The organism is Pseudomonas fluorescens, assembly GCF_001623525.1.
Taxonomy (GTDB): Bacteria; Pseudomonadota; Gammaproteobacteria; order Pseudomonadales; family Pseudomonadaceae; genus Aquipseudomonas; species Aquipseudomonas fluorescens_Q.
In genome coordinates this window covers 4,173,767-4,192,433 of record NZ_CP015225.1, presented here as the reverse complement: position 1 = coordinate 4,192,433, position 18,667 = coordinate 4,173,767, and the positions used below count along the sequence as shown (strand labels likewise).

13 protein-coding genes and 1 pseudogene are annotated in these 18,667 nt (G+C 61.5%); 9 read left to right on the top strand and 5 right to left on the bottom strand.

The genetic code is table 11. From position 1 onward, the window contains the following. Positions 1 to 158 precede the first annotated feature (158 nt). The 7 genes and pseudogenes from TK06_RS18005 (at position 159) to TK06_RS17975 (ending at position 11,712) form a co-directional block, all read left to right on the top strand. Positions 159 to 2,459 (top strand): YgiQ family radical SAM protein, encoded by a 2,301-nt coding sequence (locus TK06_RS18005; protein ID WP_057448265.1) that lies wholly within the window; start codon positions 159 to 161, stop codon positions 2,457 to 2,459. A gap of 277 nt (positions 2,460 to 2,736) precedes the next feature. Continuing rightward, positions 2,737 to 3,657: a hypothetical protein gene (locus TK06_RS18000; RefSeq protein WP_063323176.1), complete on the top strand. Its 921-nt coding sequence runs from the start codon at positions 2,737 to 2,739 to the stop codon at positions 3,655 to 3,657. Further along, on the top strand, positions 3,654 to 4,115 hold the full coding sequence (locus TK06_RS17995; protein WP_063323175.1) for a hypothetical protein: 462 nt from the start codon (positions 3,654 to 3,656) through the stop codon (positions 4,113 to 4,115). The genes TK06_RS18000 and TK06_RS17995 overlap by 4 nt, the downstream gene beginning before the upstream one ends. A 174-nt stretch (positions 4,116 to 4,289) precedes the next feature. After that, positions 4,290 to 7,585 (top strand): annotated as a pseudogene (locus TK06_RS17990) (DUF2126 domain-containing protein). Between the two features lie 227 nt (positions 7,586 to 7,812). Next, on the top strand, positions 7,813 to 10,299 hold the full coding sequence (locus tag TK06_RS17985; protein WP_063323174.1) for a circularly permuted type 2 ATP-grasp protein: 2,487 nt from the start codon (positions 7,813 to 7,815) through the stop codon (positions 10,297 to 10,299). Beyond that, positions 10,299 to 11,192: a transglutaminase family protein gene (locus TK06_RS17980; RefSeq protein WP_063323173.1), complete on the top strand. Its 894-nt coding sequence runs from the start codon at positions 10,299 to 10,301 to the stop codon at positions 11,190 to 11,192. The genes TK06_RS17985 and TK06_RS17980 overlap by 1 nt, the downstream gene beginning before the upstream one ends. A gap of 142 nt (positions 11,193 to 11,334) precedes the next feature. After that, positions 11,335 to 11,712: an NUDIX hydrolase gene (locus TK06_RS17975; protein ID WP_063323172.1), complete on the top strand. Its 378-nt coding sequence runs from the start codon at positions 11,335 to 11,337 to the stop codon at positions 11,710 to 11,712. A gap of 72 nt (positions 11,713 to 11,784) precedes the next feature. Here TK06_RS17975 and TK06_RS17970 read toward each other — a convergent pair whose 3' ends face one another. Further along, on the bottom strand, positions 11,785 to 11,973 hold the full coding sequence (locus TK06_RS17970; protein WP_057448273.1) for a hypothetical protein: 189 nt from the start codon (positions 11,971 to 11,973) through the stop codon (positions 11,785 to 11,787). Between the two features lie 68 nt (positions 11,974 to 12,041). Then, positions 12,042 to 12,629, bottom strand: a complete 588-nt coding sequence (locus tag TK06_RS17965) for a TIGR00730 family Rossman fold protein (protein ID WP_063323171.1) — start codon at positions 12,627 to 12,629, stop codon at positions 12,042 to 12,044. A 342-nt stretch (positions 12,630 to 12,971) separates the two neighbouring features. Here TK06_RS17965 and azu point away from each other — a divergent pair, with 342 nt between their 5' ends. Beyond that, a complete protein-coding gene (gene azu / locus TK06_RS17960; protein WP_063323170.1) occupies positions 12,972 to 13,418 on the top strand; it encodes an azurin in 447 nt (148 codons plus the stop codon). Between the two features lie 319 nt (positions 13,419 to 13,737). Here the strand turns inward: azu and nadE are convergent, their stop codons facing one another. The 3 genes from nadE to TK06_RS17945 all read right to left on the bottom strand — a co-directional run bounded on the left by nadE (position 13,738) and on the right by TK06_RS17945 (position 16,934). Further along, positions 13,738 to 14,565 carry an ammonia-dependent NAD(+) synthetase gene (gene nadE / locus TK06_RS17955; RefSeq protein WP_063323169.1) on the bottom strand — a complete coding sequence of 276 codons (828 nt, stop codon included), beginning with the start codon at positions 14,563 to 14,565 and terminating at the stop codon, positions 13,738 to 13,740. Positions 14,566 to 14,569: 4 nt separating this feature from the next. Continuing rightward, positions 14,570 to 15,796 (bottom strand): nicotinate phosphoribosyltransferase, encoded by a 1,227-nt coding sequence (gene pncB, locus TK06_RS17950; RefSeq protein WP_063323168.1) that lies wholly within the window; start codon positions 15,794 to 15,796, stop codon positions 14,570 to 14,572. A 229-nt stretch (positions 15,797 to 16,025) separates the two neighbouring features. After that, positions 16,026 to 16,934 carry a LysR family transcriptional regulator gene (locus TK06_RS17945; protein WP_063323167.1) on the bottom strand — a complete coding sequence of 303 codons (909 nt, stop codon included), beginning with the start codon at positions 16,932 to 16,934 and terminating at the stop codon, positions 16,026 to 16,028. A 177-nt stretch (positions 16,935 to 17,111) separates the two neighbouring features. Between TK06_RS17945 and amaB the strand changes: the two genes are divergently transcribed. Then, positions 17,112 to 18,602, top strand: a complete 1,491-nt coding sequence (gene amaB / locus TK06_RS17940; RefSeq protein WP_063323166.1) for an L-piperidine-6-carboxylate dehydrogenase — start codon at positions 17,112 to 17,114, stop codon at positions 18,600 to 18,602. The last annotated feature ends 65 nt before the right edge of the window (positions 18,603 to 18,667 follow it).

The window sequence follows — 18,667 nt, the reverse complement described above, 5'->3', positions numbered from 1 at the left end:
CGGCGGGAGCAAGCTCCCTCGCCACAATTGATTTGTATCTGGCTTGAGTTCTGGGGGCGAGCCACAAAATCGATTTCCGACCATAGCCGTCGGAATTGGTCAAAATTTGTGCTATATTCCGCGCCCGCGATTTTTCATCCTTTATACCGGTCATCGACATGCAAGCAGCCAAGCCGTTATTTGACTATCCCAAGTACTGGGCCGAATGTTTCGGCCCGGCGCCGTTCCTGCCCATGAGCAGGGAGGAGATGGATCAGCTCGGCTGGGATTCGTGCGACATCATCATCGTGACCGGTGATGCCTACGTCGATCACCCGTCGTTCGGCATGGCGATCATTGGCCGTTTGCTGGAAGCCCAGGGCTTTCGCGTCGGGATCATTGCCCAGCCGAACTGGCAGTCCAAAGACGACTTCATGAAGCTTGGCGAGCCCAACCTGTTTTTCGGTGTCGCGGCCGGCAACATGGACTCGATGATCAACCGCTACACCGCCGACAAGAAGATTCGCTCCGATGACGCCTACACCCCGGGCGGCATGGCGGGCAAGCGGCCGGACCGCGCGAGCCTTGTCTATAGCCAGCGCTGCAAGGAAGCCTACAAGCATGTGCCGATCGTGCTGGGAGGCATCGAAGCGTCGCTGCGCCGCATCGCTCACTACGATTACTGGCAGGATCGGGTCCGCAACTCGATCCTGATCGACGCCTGCGCCGACATCCTGCTCTACGGCAACGCCGAGCGGGCGATTGTCGAAGTCGCCCAGCGCTTGTCCTACGGTCACAAGATCGAAGACATCACTGACGTGCGCGGCACGGCCTTCATCCGTCGTGACACGCCGAAAGACTGGTACGAAGTCGATTCCACGCGCATCGACCGTCCGGGCAAGATCGACAAGATCATCAACCCGTATGTGAACACCCAAGACACCCAGGCTTGTGCTATCGAGCAGGAAAAGGGGCCGGTTGAAGACCCGAGCGAAGCCAAGGTCGTGCAGATCCTGGCAAGCCCGAAAATGACCCGCGACAAAACCGTGATCCGTCTGCCCTCGGTGGAAAAGGTCCGTGGCGATGCGGTGCTCTACGCTCACGCCAACCGCGTCCTTCACCTTGAAACCAACCCGGGCAACGCCCGTGCCCTGGTGCAGAAGCACGGCGAAGTCGATGTCTGGTTCAATCCACCGCCCATTCCGATGACCACCGAAGAAATGGACTACGTGTTTGGCATGCCTTACGCACGCGTCCCCCATCCGGCCTACGGCAAGGAAAAGATCCCGGCCTACGAGATGATCCGTTTCTCGGTGAACATCATGCGTGGCTGCTTCGGTGGCTGCACGTTCTGCTCGATCACCGAGCACGAAGGCCGGATCATCCAGAACCGTTCCGAAGAGTCGATCATCCGCGAGATCGAAGAGATCCGCGATAAGGTCCCAGGTTTCACCGGGGTCATTTCCGACCTCGGCGGCCCGACCGCGAACATGTATCGCATTGCCTGCAAGAGCCCGGAAATCGAATCCGCGTGCCGCAAGCCGTCCTGCGTGTTCCCTGGCATCTGCCCGAACCTGAATACTGACCATTCTTCGCTGATCCAGCTGTACCGCAGCGCCCGGGCCTTGCCTGGGGTGAAGAAGATCCTGATCGCTTCCGGCCTGCGTTACGACCTGGCGGTCGAGTCGCCGGAATACGTCAAGGAACTGGTGACCCACCACGTCGGCGGCTACCTGAAGATCGCTCCGGAGCATACCGAAGAAGGCCCGCTCAACCAGATGATGAAGCCGGGCATCGGCAGCTATGACAAATTCAAGCGGATGTTCGAGAAGTACACCAAGGAAGCCGGGAAAGAGCAGTACCTGATTCCGTACTTCATCGCCGCCCACCCGGGCACCACCGATGAAGACATGATGAACCTGGCGCTGTGGCTCAAGGGCAACGGCTTCCGCGCTGACCAGGTGCAGGCGTTCTATCCGTCGCCGATGGCTACGGCCACGGCCATGTACCACTCGGGCAAGAACCCGCTGCGCAAGGTCACCTACAAGAGCGACGCGGTGACCATCGTCAAGAGCGAGGAGCAGCGCCGGCTGCACAAGGCCTTCTTGCGTTATCACGACCCCAAGGGCTGGCCGATGCTGCGTGAAGCGCTGACCCGCATGGGCCGTGCCGACCTGATCGGGCCGGGCAAGAACCAATTGATTCCGTTGCACCAGCCGGCCACCGACAGCTACCAGAGCGCCCGTCGCAAGAACTCGACGCCAGCCGGCAGCCACAAGGTTGGCAAGGAAACCACCAAGATCCTGACCCAGCACACCGGCCTGCCACCGCGCGCCAGTGACGGCGGCAACCCGTGGGACAAGCGTGAGCAGGCCAAGGCCGCGGCATTCGCCCGCAACCAGCAGGCCGCCAAGGAACGCAAGGACGCCGCCAAGGGCAAAGGACCGAAACCGGCGCGCAAGCCTGTCGTGCCGCGCTGATCGCCTAGCCGCATCGCAAAACGCCAGCCTAAGTGCTGGCGTTTTGCTTTCTGGCGACGGTGCTGGCCGTTTGTTATCGTGGCGCCCGCATAGCCCTTGTGGCGAGGGAGCTTGCTCCCGCTGGGCTGCGAAGCGGCCCAAACAATCCCACGCAATGTTTCCAGACAGACCGTGCCGGCCGGTGTACGACGGCTTCGCCGCCGAGCGGGAGCAAGCTCCCTCGCCACAATATTGTGTGTGGATAAAGATTCACTTCCGATTCTCAAGGACGATTCATATGAGCAGCGCTCCAACAGGCATCGGCATGGACCTGAGCTTCTCCCAGGTCATGGCCCGCAAACGCATTGAAAGCCAAATCAACCTGCCACGTCTGTTCGCCGCCATCGATGCCGACCCAGGCATCGTCGGCGCGGGTGTGGTGTACATCGATGCTGAGTTCAATGTAGTGACCCTGCGTGAGTTCAAGCCGATTTGCAGCATCAAGCCCAAACGGATCATCTTGCGCGAGGCGCAGAAGTACATTGCGCCGGCTCAGTTTGCCCAGCAGGTTCAGGACAATCCACGGGAATCGCGATTGGTCGGCGAAGCGATCAACACTTCCTTGTCGTGTGCGGGGGCCGTTATCGGTTGGGTCGTGGTACTCAGCGGCTCTGTGGCTATCCCATTTTCAGCAGGGGCAAGCACCGCGATCGCTGTGTTGGGTTATACCGCCGCCGCGGCCAGCACAGCGCAATGTTTTGCGAGCGGTTATCGCATGCGCAATGAAATCAGTAACCCAGCCCGAAACGATCAGCTCGACGGTGAGGAGTGGTACCAGAACACCATGATTGTGCTGGATGCCGCGGCGTTGGTTGGGGTCGGGGCATCGTCGCTGACGACCCTCAAACTGGTCAGATTGAATAAAGCCGCCACGGGCAAAAGTGTGAGGGAGGTGCTCCGGGGCCTGAATCGACAGGAGCGGGCCAAACTGACCAAAGAGTTGCTGAGTATCAATGACCCTCGCCTGACCTCCAAATTGCTCAAACTCAAGCAACTGTCTGGCGAGTTACCCAAGCGCTTTACGCCCACTCAAATCAGGCATGCCACCGTCACACAGATTCGGGATGCCCTGGGAGCCGCCATCGGCTTCACTGGAAGTGCGATTTCCGGGAATGTCCGGACCGTTGCAGTGGGGTTGTATGAGGAGATCGAAGAATGAATGGACAGCCCGGTGTTCGCGTTTTTCTCATCCAATATTTTCCGGTCTTCATGGGGGCGATATTCGCGTCGGTCTTCGCTCTGGTTTTTGCTATTCCCCTTTTTTTTGACAGCTATTTTCAAGCCCTTTCATTGGCGGATAACGCGAAGTGGTCTTTTTTTGGGGGCGTAGCGCTTACGCTTGTCATAGTGCATTGCAACTTCATGATTGCCCGTGGGCGCCCCGTTTGGGTGTGGCCGATGGTTGCGGTGTTGGGGCTGTGTTTTTTTTGCGTCCTGCCCACGATCGCTTATCGGCCCGATAGGTTGATTTACAGTTTGAGTCTGCTGTTCCCATTGCTTGCTCTGCTGCTGCTTAACAGCAGACGCCACCGGGAGATGCGCCGCAAGCTCGTCGACATCCGCCAGCAACGCGAACTCACCATCCAGGCCGCCAAGGCATCACGCCCGCGTCGCTGAGTCAATTCGCGCTGCCCGCGCCGCATTTATGTGCATTGCTTTGCAGATGAATTCGGGCAGCGCGCGTTTTTAGTGCTCTACTGCCTTGAGTAGACAAAGAAAGTGTCCGACCTGCCTGCATGGCATAAGTCTTGCGCCGCTTTCACCAACGCTCAGGCTCGCAGGAGGCACGTCGTGTCGATCCATGTCGCATTGCACCACGTTACGCATTACCGCTACGACCGCGCCGTCGAACTCGGCCCGCAGATCGTTCGCCTGCGCCCGGCGGCCCACAGCCGCACGCGCATTCTTTCCTATGCGCTGAAGGTTTCGCCCGAGCAGCACTTCATCAACTGGCAGCAGGATCCCCAGGGTAACTACCTGGCGCGGCTGGTGTTTCCCGAGAAAACCCAGGAGATGCGCATCGAAGTCGATCTGCTGGCGGAAATGGCGGTGTTCAATCCGTTCGATTTTTTCCTCGAGCCCTACGCCGAAAAGATTCCGTTCGCCTACGCGGCCGACGAGCGCAAGGAGTTGGCGCCTTACCTGGAAACCCTGCCGTTGACGCCGAAATTCCAGGCCTATCTGGACGGCATCGACCGCTCGCCATTGCCAGCGGTGGATTTTTTGGTGGCGCTCAACCAGCGCCTGAGCGAAGACATCAACTACCTGATTCGCATGGAACCGGGCGTCCAGACCCCGGAGCATACCCTTGAGCACGCGTCCGGCTCTTGCCGCGACTCGGCCTGGCTGTTGGTGCAGCTGTTGCGCAACCTTGGCTTGGCCGCGCGTTTCGTTTCCGGTTACCTGATCCAGTTGACCGCCGATGTGAAAAGCCTCGATGGTCCGTCCGGCACTGAGGTGGACTTCACCGACCTGCATGCCTGGTGCGAGGTCTACCTGCCCGGTGCCGGTTGGATCGGCCTGGATGCGACGTCGGGGTTGTTCGCCGGTGAAGGCCATATCCCGTTGGCGTGTAGTCCCGATCCGTCCTCGGCGGCCCCGATCAGTGGCTTGGTGGAGCCTTGCGAGTGTGAGTTCAGCCACGAAATGTCCGTCGAGCGGGTCTGGGAAGCGCCGCGGGTGACCAAGCCTTACACCGACGCACAGTGGCTGGCGATCCAGGCGCTGGGACGGCAGATCGATGCCGACCTGTTGGAGGGCGACGTGCGCCTGACCATGGGGGGCGAACCGACCTTTGTCTCCATTGATGACCCGGACGGTGCCGAGTGGAACACCGCGGCACTCGGGCCGGATAAACGCCGGCTCTCCGCCGAGCTGTTCCAGCGCATGCGCAATCACTATGCGCCCAAGGGGCTGGTGCATTTCGGCCAGGGCAAGTGGTACCCCGGCGAGCAATTGCCGCGCTGGTCGCTCAACTGCTATTGGCGGCGCGACGGTGTGCCGATCTGGCACAACAGCGCGTTGATTGCCGATGAGCAGGAGGACTACGGCGCCGATGGCGAATTGGCCGGACGTTTCCTGGCGAGCGTCGCCGAGCGTTTGAAAATTCCTGCGCGGTTCGTGTTTCCGGCCTACGAAGACAACTTCTATTACCTCTGGCGTGAAGGTGCATTGCCTTCGAATGTCACAGCCGAGGACCCACGCCTGGAGGACGCCCTGGAGCGTGCACGGTTGCGCAAGGTCTTCAGCCAGGGCCTGGACAAGGTCATCGGCCAGGTCCTGCCGCTGGCCCGTACCGCCAAGGGCGATCAGTGGCAAAGCGGTCGCTGGTACCTGCGCGACAACCACTGCCGCCTGGTGCCGGGGGATTCGCCCCTGGGTTATCGCTTGCCGCTGGCGTCCCAGCCTTGGGTAACGGCGGCCGAGTACCCGTTCATCCACCCCACCGACCCGAACCAGGATTTGCCCGAGCTGCCCGGCACCGAGCAACTGGCGCGTCACGGCGAGCCGGCGGCCGAGCAGGAGCGTGTCCCGGAGATCGACAAATCCGCCGACTGGCTGACCCGCACCGCCTTCTGTGCCGAGGCCCGCGATGGCCGGCTGTACCTGTTCATGCCGCCACTGGAGCGGGTCGAGGATTACCTGGAGCTGGTCAGCGCCATCGAGGCGACGGCCGAGGAGCTGCATTGTCCGGTGCTGTTGGAGGGCTACGAGCCGCCGAGCGACCCGCGCCTGGGCAATTTCCGCATCACCCCCGACCCGGGTGTGATCGAGGTCAACGTGCAACCCTCGGCGACCTGGGATGAGTTGGTCGAGCGCACTGAATTTTTATACGAAGAGGCGCGCCAGACCCGACTGACCACCGAGAAATTCATGATCGATGGCCGGCACACAGGCACCGGCGGCGGTAACCATTTCGTACTGGGTGGCGCGACACCGGCTGACTCACCGTTTCTGCGGCGTCCCGACCTGCTGCGCAGCCTGATCAGCTACTGGCATAACCATCCGTCGTTGTCCTATCTGTTTTCCGGATTGTTCATCGGCCCGACCTCCCAGGCACCTCGCGTGGACGAGGCGCGCAACGACGCGTTGTACGAGCTGGAAATCGCTTTCGCGCAAATGCCACAGCCCGGCGAGCAATGCCCGCCGTGGTTGGTCGATCGCCTGCTGCGCAACCTGCTGATCGACGTGACCGGCAATACACACCGTGCCGAATTCTGCATCGACAAGCTCTATTCGCCGGATGGCGCCACCGGGCGCCTCGGCCTGTTGGAGTTGCGTGCTTTCGAGATGCCCCCCCCACGCCCGCATGAGCCTGGCCCAGCAATTACTGCTGCGGGCACTGGTGGCGCGGTTCTGGCGTGAGCCTTACGCGCCGGCGAAACTGGCGCGCTGGGGCACCGAGCTGCATGACCGGTTCCTGTTGCCGCACTTTATCGAGCAGGATTTTGCCGATGTCATCCATGAGCTGAACGCCGCCGGCTACCCGCTGCGGGCCGAGTGGTTCGCCGCGCACCTGGAGTTCCGCTTCCCCAAGGTGGGCGATTACGCGGTCAGCGGTATCGAACTGCAATTGCGCCAAGCCCTCGAGCCTTGGCATGTGCTGGGGGGAAGAGGGCGCGGTAGGCGGCACCGTACGTTATGTGGATTCTTCCCTGGAGCGCTTGCAGGTCAAGCTCAGCGGCCTGGCGCCGCAACGCTACCTGCTGACCTGCAATGGCGTGCCGGTGCCGTTGCAACCCACTGGTCGGGTCGGCGAGTTCGTCGCCGGGGTGCGTTTCCGCGCCTGGCAACCGGCCAACTGCCTGCAACCGACCATCCCGGTGCATGCGCCACTGGTCTTCGATTTGCTCGACACCTGGATGCAGCGTTCCGTGGGCGGCTGCCAGTATCACGTGGCCCATCCGGGCGGGCGTAACTACGACAGCCTGCCGGTGAATGCCAACGAGGCCGAAAGCCGGCGGATGGCGCGTTTCTTCCGTATCGGACACACACCTGGGAAACTTCCGATACCCAGCCTGGCAATGGATGACGAGTTTCCCCTCACGCTTGATCTACGACGTTTTCAAGGGGCGCCCAAGGTGTAAGTGAGCCCCGTGGCGAGGGAGCTTGCTCCCGCTGGGCTGCGCAGCAGCCCTGAAACCTGACGACCCGGTGTGTCAGGCCAATGGAGTCTGCTGTCTTGGGGCCGCTGCGCAGCCCAGCGGGAGCAAGCTCCCTCGCCACGGTCGTCATGTTCCGCTCCAAACTCAACTATCCGGGCGTCATGCGCTTGCGCTAGTCTCACCTTTTATTGCCGTCTGCCGAGCTTTCCATGCCTGACCTGCTTGACCGTTACCCGCTGACGACGGGCACCTATCACGAACTGTTGGACGACAACGGTGCGGTGCGTCCGCACTGGCGGCGGTTGTTCGATCAGTTGCAGCGCAGCACGCCGGCTCACCTGATCCAGCGTCAGGCGCTGCTGGCTCGGCAGATCCAGGAAAACGGTGTGACATACAACGTCTACGCCGATCCGAAGGGCGCCGACCGGCCGTGGGAGCTGGACCTGCTGCCCCACGTGATCGACCCGCAGGAATGGAAACATCTGTCGGCCGGGATCGCCCAGCGTGCGCGCCTGCTCAATGCGGTTCTGGCCGACCTGTATGGGCCACAGCGGCTGATCAGCGAAGGGCTGCTGCCGGCAGAGTTGGTGTTCGGGCACAACAACTTCCTTTGGCCCTGTCAGGGCATCGTGCCGCCGGACGGCAGCTTCCTGCACTTGTATGCGGTGGATCTGGCGCGCACCCCCGATGGCCGTTGGTGGGTCACGGCGGATCGGACCCAGGCGCCTTCGGGGGCCGGTTATGCGCTGGAAAATCGCATGATCGTTTCCCGCGCGTTCCCCGAGCTGTATCGCGACCTGAGGGTGCGACACCTGTCCGGGTTCTTCCGCACCTTGCAGGAAACCCTGGCACGACAGGCACCCAGCGACGGAGAGTCGCCACTGGTGGTGCTGTTGACGCCGGGGCGGTTCAACGAAAGTTATTTCGAGCATCTTTATCTGGCCCGTCAGCTTGGCTATCCGCTGGTGGAAGGGGGCGACCTGACCGTGCGGGACGCCACGGTCTACCTCAAGACCCTTAGCGGCTTGCGCCGGGTTCACGCCATCATGCGCCGGCTCGACGACGATTTCTGTGACCCCCTGGAGCTGCGCACTGATTCAGCCCTCGGCGTGCCGGGACTGCTGGAAGCGGTGCGCCAGGGCCGGGTGCTGGTGGCCAATGCCCTGGGCAGCGGCGTGCTGGAGTCTCCGGGCCTGTTGGGGTTCCTGCCGAAGATCAGCCAGTATCTGTTCGGCGAGGAATTGATACTGCCGTCCATCGCCACCTGGTGGTGCGGTGAGCCGCCGGTGCTGGCCCAGGCCCTGGAAAAGCTGCCGCAACTGTTGATCAAGCCAGCGTTTCCTTCCCAAAGTTTCACCCCGGTGTTCGGCCGTGACCTGAACGAGGTGCAGCGCGGCCAACTGGCGGCGCGCATGCAGGCTCGGCCCTATGCCTATGTCGCCCAGGAGCTGGCGCAACTGTCCCAGGCCCCGGTCTGGCAGGCCGAAGACGGGCACATCCAGCCTCGGGCCATTGGCATGCGCGTGTATGCCGTGTCCGGGAAGGATGATTATCGGGTGCTGTCGGGTGGCCTGACCCGCGTGGCCGCCGAGGCCGACGCCGAAGTGGTGTCGATGCAGCGCGGCGGCGCCAGCAAGGACACTTGGGTGTTGGGCGAGCAGGTGCCCGGCGGTGAACAATGGACGGCCCAGCGAACCGTAGGCGTCCATGACCTGGTTCGACGCGATCCGTACCTGCCTTCGCGGGTGGTGGAAAACCTGTTCTGGTTCGGCCGTTACTGCGAACGCTGCGACGACAGCGCGCGGCTGCTGCGGATCATGCTGGGACGATATGTCGATGGCGATGACCCGCAGGCCCTGCAGTCGGCGGTGGCCCTGGGCGAAAGCCTGATGCTGCTGCCTGAAGAGGGTGAGCTGCACGAGCGTTTGCTGGCGGCGCTGTTGGGCGATGACTGGTCGTTCAGCCTGCGTTCCAACCTGCAGCGCTTGCAGTGGGCGGCCTCGCAGGTTCGCGGCAAGCTGTCCCGGGAGAACTGGCAGGCGCTGGTGGAGTTGCAGCGCGAAGCGGCGGAGCTGGAAACCGAGGAACCGGATTTCGGTGAGTTGCTGGATTTCCTCAATCGGCTGGTGATGTCCCTGGCGGCGTTGTCCGGATTTGCCTTGGACGACATGACCCGCGACGAGGGCTGGCGCTTCTTGATGATTGGCCGGCGCCTGGAGCGCTTGCAGTTCCTCAGCAGCAGCCTGGCTGCGTTTTTGCGCAGCGATGCAGTATTCGACCAGGCCGGGCTGGAGTGGCTGCTGGAACTGGGCAACAGCAGCATCACCTACCGTTCGCGCTACCTGGCGGTGGCGCAACTGATCCCGGTGCTGGACCTGTTGTTGCTGGACGAGCAGAACCCCCACGCGGTGCTTTTCCAGTTAAAACTGGTGGCCCGCACGCTCAAGCGCCTGAACGACGATTTTGGCGCGCCGAAGGAAACGGCCTTGCCAGAATTGGTGACGCGTCTTTCTCGCTTTGACTTGCGTTGCCTGGAAAATCCCCTGTTTGGCGAAGCCAGCCTGCGCGCAGCACTTGATGGGCTGGCCGACCTGTTGCAGGAAGTGGCCGATGTCGGTGGCCAGGTATCCGATCGCCTGGCCTTGCGTCATTTCGCCCACGTCGATGACGTCAGCCAACGCACGGTATCCGTCTGATGAGCGCTCGTTACCAGATCCTCCACGACACCCATTACCACTACGACAGCCCGGTGTCCCTGGCCCAGCAGCTTGCTCATCTGTGGCCGCGCGCCTGTGACTGGCAGCGTTGCACCGAACAGCAGTTGCTGATCAGCCCGGAGCCGACGACCCGGCGCGATGAGCAGGATGTGTTCGGCAACCCGCTGACCCGCCTGGCCTTCGAACGCCCCCACGACGAGTTGCTGGTCAATGCTCGCTTGAGCGTCGAGGTGCTGTCTCGCCCCTCGCTGGACTTCAACCTGTCCCCGGCCTGGGAGTCGACCTGCAACGCGCTGACCTACAGCGGCCGGCCACTTGCGGCGCCATTGCTGCAAGCATGCCGTTTTCGTTTCGAGTCACCGTATGTGCACCTCAAGCGCAGCTTCGTCGAGTTTTCCGAAAGCTGCTTCCCGCCGGGGCGCCCGTTGATGGTTGGCGTGCGGGCGCTGATGGAAAAGATTTTCGAGGAGTTCACCTTCGATGCCGAGGCGACCCAGGTGGCCACGCCGCTGGTGGAGGTGCTGGAGCGGCGGCGGGGCGTGTGCCAGGACTTCGCCCACTTGATGCTGGCCTGCGTGCGCTCTCGCGGGCTGGCGGCGCGTTACGTCAGCGGCTACCTGCTGACCCAGCCGCCACCCGGCCAACCCCGGCTGATTGGCGCCGATGCGTCCCATGCCTGGGTCTCGGTGTATTGCCCGGTGTTGGGTTGGGTGGACTTTGACCCGACCAACAACGTGCAACCGGCCTTGGAACACATCACCCTGGCCTGGGGCCGGGACTTTTCCGATGTGTCGCCGTTGCGGGGCGTGATCCTGGGGGGCGGCAATCATGATCCCGAGGTGCGGGTGACGGTGATGCCGCTGGAGTCATGACCCCGCTTTGCGGTGAAATACTTGTGGCGAGGGAGCTTGCTCCCGCTGGGTCGCGCAGCGACCCCATTTTTATGGGCGCTTCGCACCCAAGCGGGAGCAAGCTCCCTAGCCACAGATAAATCATTAACTGCGAGGCCTCTTCATGTTCCCGGTTTCCATCAAGGGCGTGCTGCAATCCCCCGAAGGCCTGGTCGTGCTGATGCTCAACGAACGGGATGAATGGGAATTGCCCGGCGGGCGGATCGAGCTGGGCGAAACAGCGCCGCAATGCCTGGCGCGGGAAATTACCGAGGAGCTGGCGATCGAGGTGAGCGTGGGGGAGCCGCTGGATTCGTACTTGTTCGAGGTGATTCCCGGCAAGCACGTCTTCATCTCCACGTACCGCTGCCAGTTGCTGGGCGGTTTCGTGCCGACGATCAGTCATGAACACAAGGAGATTGGGCTGTTCGAACCGGGGCGGCTGCCGGCGAACCTGCCAACGGGTTATCGCGAGTCGATTATCAAGGCATTGGGGTTGTGAGGACCGGCAGCTAGGCTGCCGGCCCTGGACACAAACCGTGGGGCCGGATTACATCATCGGGCCCGGAGGGGCTCAGGCGTCGGGCGCCTGATCTTTCGGTGCATCAACATCATCTTCTGCCGCCACTTCGCCTTCGGTATCCGGGGTCAGTGCGGCTTCTTCTTCAGCTGTGGCTTTCTTGCGCTGCAGCTTTTCCTCTTTCTTCTGCTCCTTGGCCAAGTCTCTTTGACGTTTGGCGAAGGAATAATTGGGTTTGGCCATGGGCGATCCTCTGGGGTCGAAGGTGAGGTTGAGCGGCGCATATTCTGCCCTGTATCGGGGCCGAGCCGTTAGCTGGGTTTTTGTTCGGCCCACTTTGGCTGCACTGACGGTTGCCATTCGTCCAGCGCATCGAGCAGGCTCTGCGCTGATTCGCTCACTTGCAGCATGTCACGATGGGGCGCGCGGACGAAGCCTTCGTCGACGATATGATCGAGAAAGCCGATGAGCTTGCTGTAGAAACCGTTCACTTCCAGCAGCCCCAGCGGTTTGCCGTGGTAGCCGAGTTGGCCCCAGGTCCAGACTTCGAACAACTCCTCCAACGTGCCGAGGCCGCCAGGCAGGGCGATGAAGGCATCGCTGAGTTCGGCCATGCGTGCCTTGCGGGCGTGCATGCCGTCCACCACTTCCAGGCGAGTCAGGCCGCTGTGGCCGATTTCCTTGTCCTTGAGGCTTTGCGGGATGATGCCGATGACCTCGCCGCCGGCCGCCAAGGCCGCGTCGGCGACGATCCCCATCAGGCCGACGGCACCGCCGCCGTAGACCAGGGTCAATTTTCGTTCCGCCAATGCCCGGCCCAGGGCCTGCGCCGCTTCACGATACGCTGGATCGGTGCCGGTGCTGGCGCCGCAAAATACACAAACAGACGCGATGGACATGCTTTACTCCATGATCAGTAACCGACCCAGAGTAAAGCCTGGCCTTGGTGGCGCAAAGCGATTAAACCTCGCGCTGGGGTTTTTCGTAGGTGCCACTGGCGCCGCAGGCGTAGGCGGCGAGCAAGCTGCATAACAGGCTGTTGACGTTCATGATGGGCGCTCCCGAGAGGTGGTGAGGCTGATCATAAGGGGGTGTCATCCCTCTGGCTGGTTGATTGTGTCCATCAGGCTGATAGCCTTAAGTTGTATACAATCTTTGATTCAGGTCATAGGAACTTGTCTGAAATTCAGGCAGTCTTCCCCTTTGACGGATTTTTGTTAACCATGCCTTGGAGATTCACGATGTTTGCCAAACTTGTTGCAGTATCCCTGTTGACGCTGGCCAGCAGCCAACTGATGGCAGCGGAGTGCAAGACCACCATCGACTCGACCGACCAGATGTCCTTCAACACCAAGGCCATCGAGATCGACAAGAGCTGCAAGACGTTCACCGTTGAGCTGACGCATTCGGGCAGCTTGCCGAAAAACGTCATGGGCCATAACTGGGTGCTGAGCAAAGAGGCTGACATGCAGCCGATTGCCACGGCTGGTTTGGCAGCAGGCATCGACAAGAACTACCTGCCGGAAGGTGATGCACGCATCATCGCCCACACCAAACTCATTGGTGCCAAGGAAAGCGACTCGGTGACCTTCGATGTGTCGAAACTGGCTGCCGGTGAGGCGTACGGCTTCTTCTGCTCGTTCCCGGGCCACATCTCGATGATGAAAGGCACCGTTACCCTGAAATAATCACTTCAGGCACAAAAAAGCGCCCCAGGCAGGGTAATGCTGTTCACTTAAGGCAATCGATACACCCGTGGCGAGGGAGCTTGCTCCCGCTGGGCCGCGAAGCGGCCCCAAAACCGGCCAAATGCGGAGCATCAGACACACTGCATCTACCGGTTTACGACCGCTTCGCGGCCGAGTGGGAGCAAGCTCCCTCGCCACAGGTCCATCATTGTTCTTAAATGAACAGCGTTACCCATGCGGGGCGCTTTTTTTATGCCAGGCAACCCCCCTGTGGGAGCGAGCTTGCTCGCGATGGCGGCAGAGCAGGCGCCTCTTGTAGTCATGGGGCGTAAGGCATCACCCGCTTGTGCTCAGTCTTGCGATAGGTCTCGCAAATGATCCTGAACGCCTCGTCCCGTACCGGCTTGCCGTGCAGGAACGCATCGATCTCGGCGTAGGTCACGCCGTGGGAGGCTTCGTCCGGCTTGCCTGGGGACAGGTCCTCAAGGTCGGCGGTGGGGATTTTTTCCACCAGCGACTCCGGCGCGCCAAAGTCACGAGCGATGGCCCGGACCTGGTTTTTCACCAAGCCACTCAACGGCGCCAAGTCGCAGGCGCCATCACCGAACTTGGTGAAGAAACCCATCACCGCTTCGGCGGCATGGTCGGTGCCGATCACCAGGCCGTGCTCGGTGCCCGCGATGGTGTATTGCGCAACCATACGCATCCGCGCCTTGGTATTGCCCAGCACGAAATCCCGCGAGACCGCTGCCTTGCCTTCGAACGCCGCGACTTGATCGGCCAAGGCCTTGACCGCCGGGCCGATGTTGACGGTATGGCGCTCGTCCGGGTCGATGAAGTCCACACAGGCTTGGGCTTCATGCTCGTCGAACTGGGTTTCGTACGGCAGGCGCACGGCGATGAACTTGTAGGCGGTGTTACCGGTTTTCTCCCGCAGTTCGCGCATGGCACGTTGGGCCAGCAGTCCGGCGGTCAACGAGTCAACGCCACCGCTGATGCCCAGCACGAGGGACTTGAGCCCGGAGTTGACCAGGCAATCCTGGATAAAGTCTACCCGACGGGCGATTTCGGCCTTGAGGGCGGCGTCATCGGTGAACGGTGGCTGGACCTTGAGCTGTTCAGCAATCTCACGCTGTACGGCTTGCATGAATTCACTCCTTGCTTGATGTGTCAGAAAGGGCGGCAGGTACTTGGAAAACATGTCGCATGTAGGCGACGAAATTCGGGTCTTTGCAGTGGGTCTTGCCGGGCTCGTCTGAAATCTTGGCCACGGGTTGCCCGTCACAGCTGATCATTTTAAGCACGATGCTCATCGGCTCTACACCTGGAATGTCACACGTCAGGTTGGTGCCAATACCGAAGCTGACATTAATGCGACCACGCAATGCTCGAAAAATCTCCAGGCATTTGGGCAATGTCAGGCTATCGGAGAACACCAGGGTCTTGCTCATCGGATCGATGCCGAGCTTGTGATAGTGGGCAATGGCTTTTTCGGCCCAGATCACCGGGTCGCCGGAGTCATGGCGCAAACCGTCGAACAGCTTGGCGAAGAACAGATCGAAATCCTTGAGGAAGGCGTCCATGGTGATGCAATCGGTCAGGGCGATCCCCAGCAGGCCTCGGTACTCGCGCACCCAGCAATCGAGGGCGGCGATCTGGCTGTCGATCAGCCGCGGGCCCAATTGCTGGTGGGCCATGATCCACTCGTGGGCCATGGTGCCCAGGGGCTTCATGTCCAGTTCCCGGGACAGGTGCACGTTACTGGTGCCGACGAAACGCCCGGGGAAGTCATGCTTGAGCACGTTGACCACTTCTTCCTGGACACGGAAGGAAAAACGACGACGGGTGCCGAAGTCCGCGACTTGCAGTTCGGACAGTTCTTCGGCGCTGGCGTTGGCGCTCAGCCAGTCGAACTTGCGATAAAGCTGTTCCCGCGCCTGTTCCAGGACGATTTCACGATAGCGATAACGATTGCGCACCTCACTGACGATGGCCAGTAGCGGCACTTCGAACAGAATGACGTGCAGCCACGGCCCGCGCAGGCGGATGAATAGCTCGCCGTTTTCGATACCGGTGTGCACGTAGCGCAGGTTGAAGCGAAACAGGCCCAGGAAACGCAGGAAGTCCGGCTTCAGAAAACTGATGCGCTCCAGGAAACCCAACTGGTCGGCGCTCAGGCTCAACTCGGCCAGGCGCTCGATCTGAAAGCGGATCTCCGCCAGGTACGGGCGCAGATCTTCGCTGTTGCGGCAGCGAAATTCCCATTCGACTTCGACGTTGGGGTAGTTGTGCAACACCGCCTGCATCATCGTCAGTTTGTAGAAGTCGGTGTCGAGCAGGTTCTGCACGATACGATCGGCAAATACGCTCTCGCTCATAGGGTTCTCCAGACAGGCCGCTGCGGCGGGCAGCGGGGTGCAGCGGTTTGGGATGAGGGGGTTAGTGGCGCATAACCTGGGTGGGTATTGCCAGTGATTTTTTAGTGTTCACAGGCCTTTGTGGCGAGGGAGCTTGCTCCCGCTCGGGTGCGCAGCGCCCGCACGTTTTTGGGGCCGCTTCGCAGCCCAGCGGGAGCAAGCTCCCTCGCCACAGAGGGAAAGCCAATGGCTACTGCGGCGTACCCGGGCTCTCGATCTGCTCCAACATCCACTCCACAAAAAACCGCACCTTGGGCACTTCCGCCGAATGTTCCGGATAGGCCAGGTAATAGGCGTTGGTGCTGGGCATCGCGTGTTGCCAGGGGATGACCAGTTTACCGTCGGCCAGTTCTTCTTCCACCAGAAACCGTGGCAGCAGGGCGACGCCGCAGCCGACCTGAGCGGCGCGGATGCACATGTAGAAGGTTTCGAAACGCGGCCCGTGATAGCTATGTTCGGTGTGGTAGCCCTGGTGGTCGAACCAGTCGTGCCAGGCCTGGGGCCGCGAGGCGTTTTGCAGCAGCACCAGCTCGGCCAGTTGGGTCGGGTCGGTGAAGGGCTGGTCAGGCAGGCTGCCGGGCGCGCAGACGGGCACCAGTTCTTCGCCAAACAGCTTCAGGGATTCGGTGCCGGGGCGCGAGCCTTGGCCGAAATAGAACGCCAGGTCGCTGCGCCCTTGCAGCAAGTCGTCGGCCTCCTGCTCGCTGCACAGGTCCAGGTGAATCTTCGGATGGCGCAATCGCCAGCCCTTCAAGCGTGGGACCAACCAGCGAGCGCCGAAGGTCGGAGGCGTGGAAACGCGCAGAACTTCAGTGTCGCCGCCGTAGGAGCGCAGGTAATGGGTAGACATCTCCACCTGCGTGAGGATTTTTCGCACCTCCCCCAGGTACAAATCACCGGCAGGCGTCAGCTGCAAGCGTCGGCGCACGCGTCGGAACAGCAAGTGCTGCAGCAGCTCCTCCAGTTGCGCGACCTGTTTGCTGACGGCGCTCTGGGTCAGATTCAGCTCTTCGGCGGCACGGGTGAAGCTCAAGTGGCGGGTCACCGCTTCGAAGCATTGCAGCGCCGTGATCGACGGCAAATAGCGTTTATTGAGCATATGAGGCCTTATTTCTTGTCGCTCTGCTTATCCGGTCATGGCCAGCATGAATAAACGGAATGATATCTCGCTTAAAGGTCGTTTGTTGGCAAGACTCAGGCCAGCTACAACTACAGGTCTGATCAGTCGCATTCGTCCGGCTGCCAATCCTTTGTTTTTCGTGTGAGGAAATTTTCCATGGTTGCTGCATTGCTTGATCGCTTGGGCGTCGACTCGGCCTTGTACCAGAACGGCACACAACCGGTACATTCGCCCATTGATGGCAGCCGTATCGGCGCTGTGAACTGGGAAGGCGCGGCTGAAGTCGAGCAGCAGGTCAGCCGTGCCGAACACGCCTTCGACCTGTGGCGCCAGGTGCCGGCCCCGCGTCGCGGCGAGCTGGTGCGTCAATTTGGCGACCTGTTGCGTGAATACAAGGCCGACCTTGGCGAGCTGGTGTCGTGGGAAGCCGGCAAAATCACCCAGGAAGGCCTGGGTGAAGTGCAAGAGATGATCGACATCTGCGACTTCGCCGTCGGCCTGTCCCGCCAGCTGTACGGCCTGACCATCGCCTCCGAGCGTCCGGGCCACCACATGCGTGAGTCCTGGCATCCGCTGGGCGTGGTCGGGGTGATCAGTGCCTTCAATTTCCCGGTGGCGGTCTGGGCCTGGAACACCACGCTGGCCCTGGTGTGCGGCAACGCGGTGATCTGGAAGCCGTCGGAAAAGACCCCGCTCACCGCCCTGGCGTGCCAGGCGCTGTTCGAGCGCGTGTTGAAGAACTTCAGTGACGCCCCCCCATACCTGAGCCAGGTGATCATCGGCGGTCGTGATGCCGGTGAAGCGCTGGTGGATGACCCGCGCGTGGCCTTGATCAGCGCCACCGGCAGCACCCGCATGGGCCGTGAAGTGGCACCGAAAGTTGCCGCGCGTTTCGCCCGCAGCATACTGGAGCTGGGCGGCAACAACGCCATGATCCTGGCACCGAGTGCCGACCTGGACATGGCCGTACGCGCCATCCTGTTCAGCGCCGTCGGCACCGCCGGCCAGCGTTGCACCACCCTGCGTCGGCTGATCGCCCATGAGTCGGTGAAGGAAGAAATCGTCACCCGCCTCAAGGCCGCCTATTCGAAAGTGCGCATCGGCCATCCGCTGGAAGGCAACCTGGTCGGGCCGCTGATCGACAAGCACAGCTTTGACAACATGCAGGACGCCTTGGAGCAGGCCCTGAGCGAAGGCGGGCGCGTGTTTGGGGGCAAGCGCCAGCTCGAAGACCAGTTCCCGAATGCCTATTACGTCTCGCCGGCCATCGTCGAGATGCCGGAGCAGAGCGACGTCGTGCGCCACGAAACCTTCGCGCCGATCCTGTATGTGGTTGGCTACAAGGACTTTGCCGAGGCCTTGCACCTGAACAATGCCGTGCCCCAGGGCCTGTCGTCCTGCATCTTTACCACCGACGTGCGTGAAGCCGAACAGTTCATGTCGGCCGTGGGCAGTGACTGCGGCATCGCCAACGTCAACATCGGCCCGAGTGGCGCCGAGATCGGCGGTGCATTCGGTGGCGAAAAAGAAACCGGCGGCGGTCGCGAATCCGGCTCCGATGCCTGGCGCGGCTACATGCGCCGCCAGACCAACACCGTGAACTATTCGCTGGAGTTGCCGTTGGCGCAGGGAATTACCTTTGATTAAGCAGCTTCAAGCCGCAAGCTCCAAGCTGCAAGCGACCCCTGCTTGCAGCTTGAGGCTTGAAGCTC

Excerpts from the sequence above, each read along its gene's own strand:
- TK06_RS18005 (WP_057448265.1), top strand. The coding sequence starts at position 159 with ATGCAAGCAGCCAAGCCGTTATTTGACTATCCCAAGTACTGGGCCGAA.
- TK06_RS18000 (WP_063323176.1), top strand. The coding sequence starts at position 2,737 with ATGAGCAGCGCTCCAACAGGCATCGGCATGGACCTGAGCTTCTCCCAG.
- TK06_RS17995 (WP_063323175.1), top strand. The coding sequence starts at position 3,654 with ATGAATGGACAGCCCGGTGTTCGCGTTTTTCTCATCCAATATTTTCCG.
- TK06_RS17985 (WP_063323174.1), top strand. The coding sequence starts at position 7,813 with ATGCCTGACCTGCTTGACCGTTACCCGCTGACGACGGGCACCTATCAC.
- TK06_RS17980 (WP_063323173.1), top strand. The coding sequence starts at position 10,299 with ATGAGCGCTCGTTACCAGATCCTCCACGACACCCATTACCACTACGAC.
- TK06_RS17975 (WP_063323172.1), top strand. The coding sequence starts at position 11,335 with ATGTTCCCGGTTTCCATCAAGGGCGTGCTGCAATCCCCCGAAGGCCTG.
- TK06_RS17970 (WP_057448273.1), bottom strand. The coding sequence starts at position 11,973 with ATGGCCAAACCCAATTATTCCTTCGCCAAACGTCAAAGAGACTTGGCC.
- TK06_RS17965 (WP_063323171.1), bottom strand. The coding sequence starts at position 12,629 with ATGTCCATCGCGTCTGTTTGTGTATTTTGCGGCGCCAGCACCGGCACC.
- azu (WP_063323170.1), top strand. The coding sequence starts at position 12,972 with ATGTTTGCCAAACTTGTTGCAGTATCCCTGTTGACGCTGGCCAGCAGC.
- nadE (WP_063323169.1), bottom strand. The coding sequence starts at position 14,565 with ATGCAAGCCGTACAGCGTGAGATTGCTGAACAGCTCAAGGTCCAGCCA.
- pncB (WP_063323168.1), bottom strand. The coding sequence starts at position 15,796 with ATGAGCGAGAGCGTATTTGCCGATCGTATCGTGCAGAACCTGCTCGAC.
- TK06_RS17945 (WP_063323167.1), bottom strand. The coding sequence starts at position 16,934 with ATGCTCAATAAACGCTATTTGCCGTCGATCACGGCGCTGCAATGCTTC.
- amaB (WP_063323166.1), top strand. The coding sequence starts at position 17,112 with ATGGTTGCTGCATTGCTTGATCGCTTGGGCGTCGACTCGGCCTTGTAC.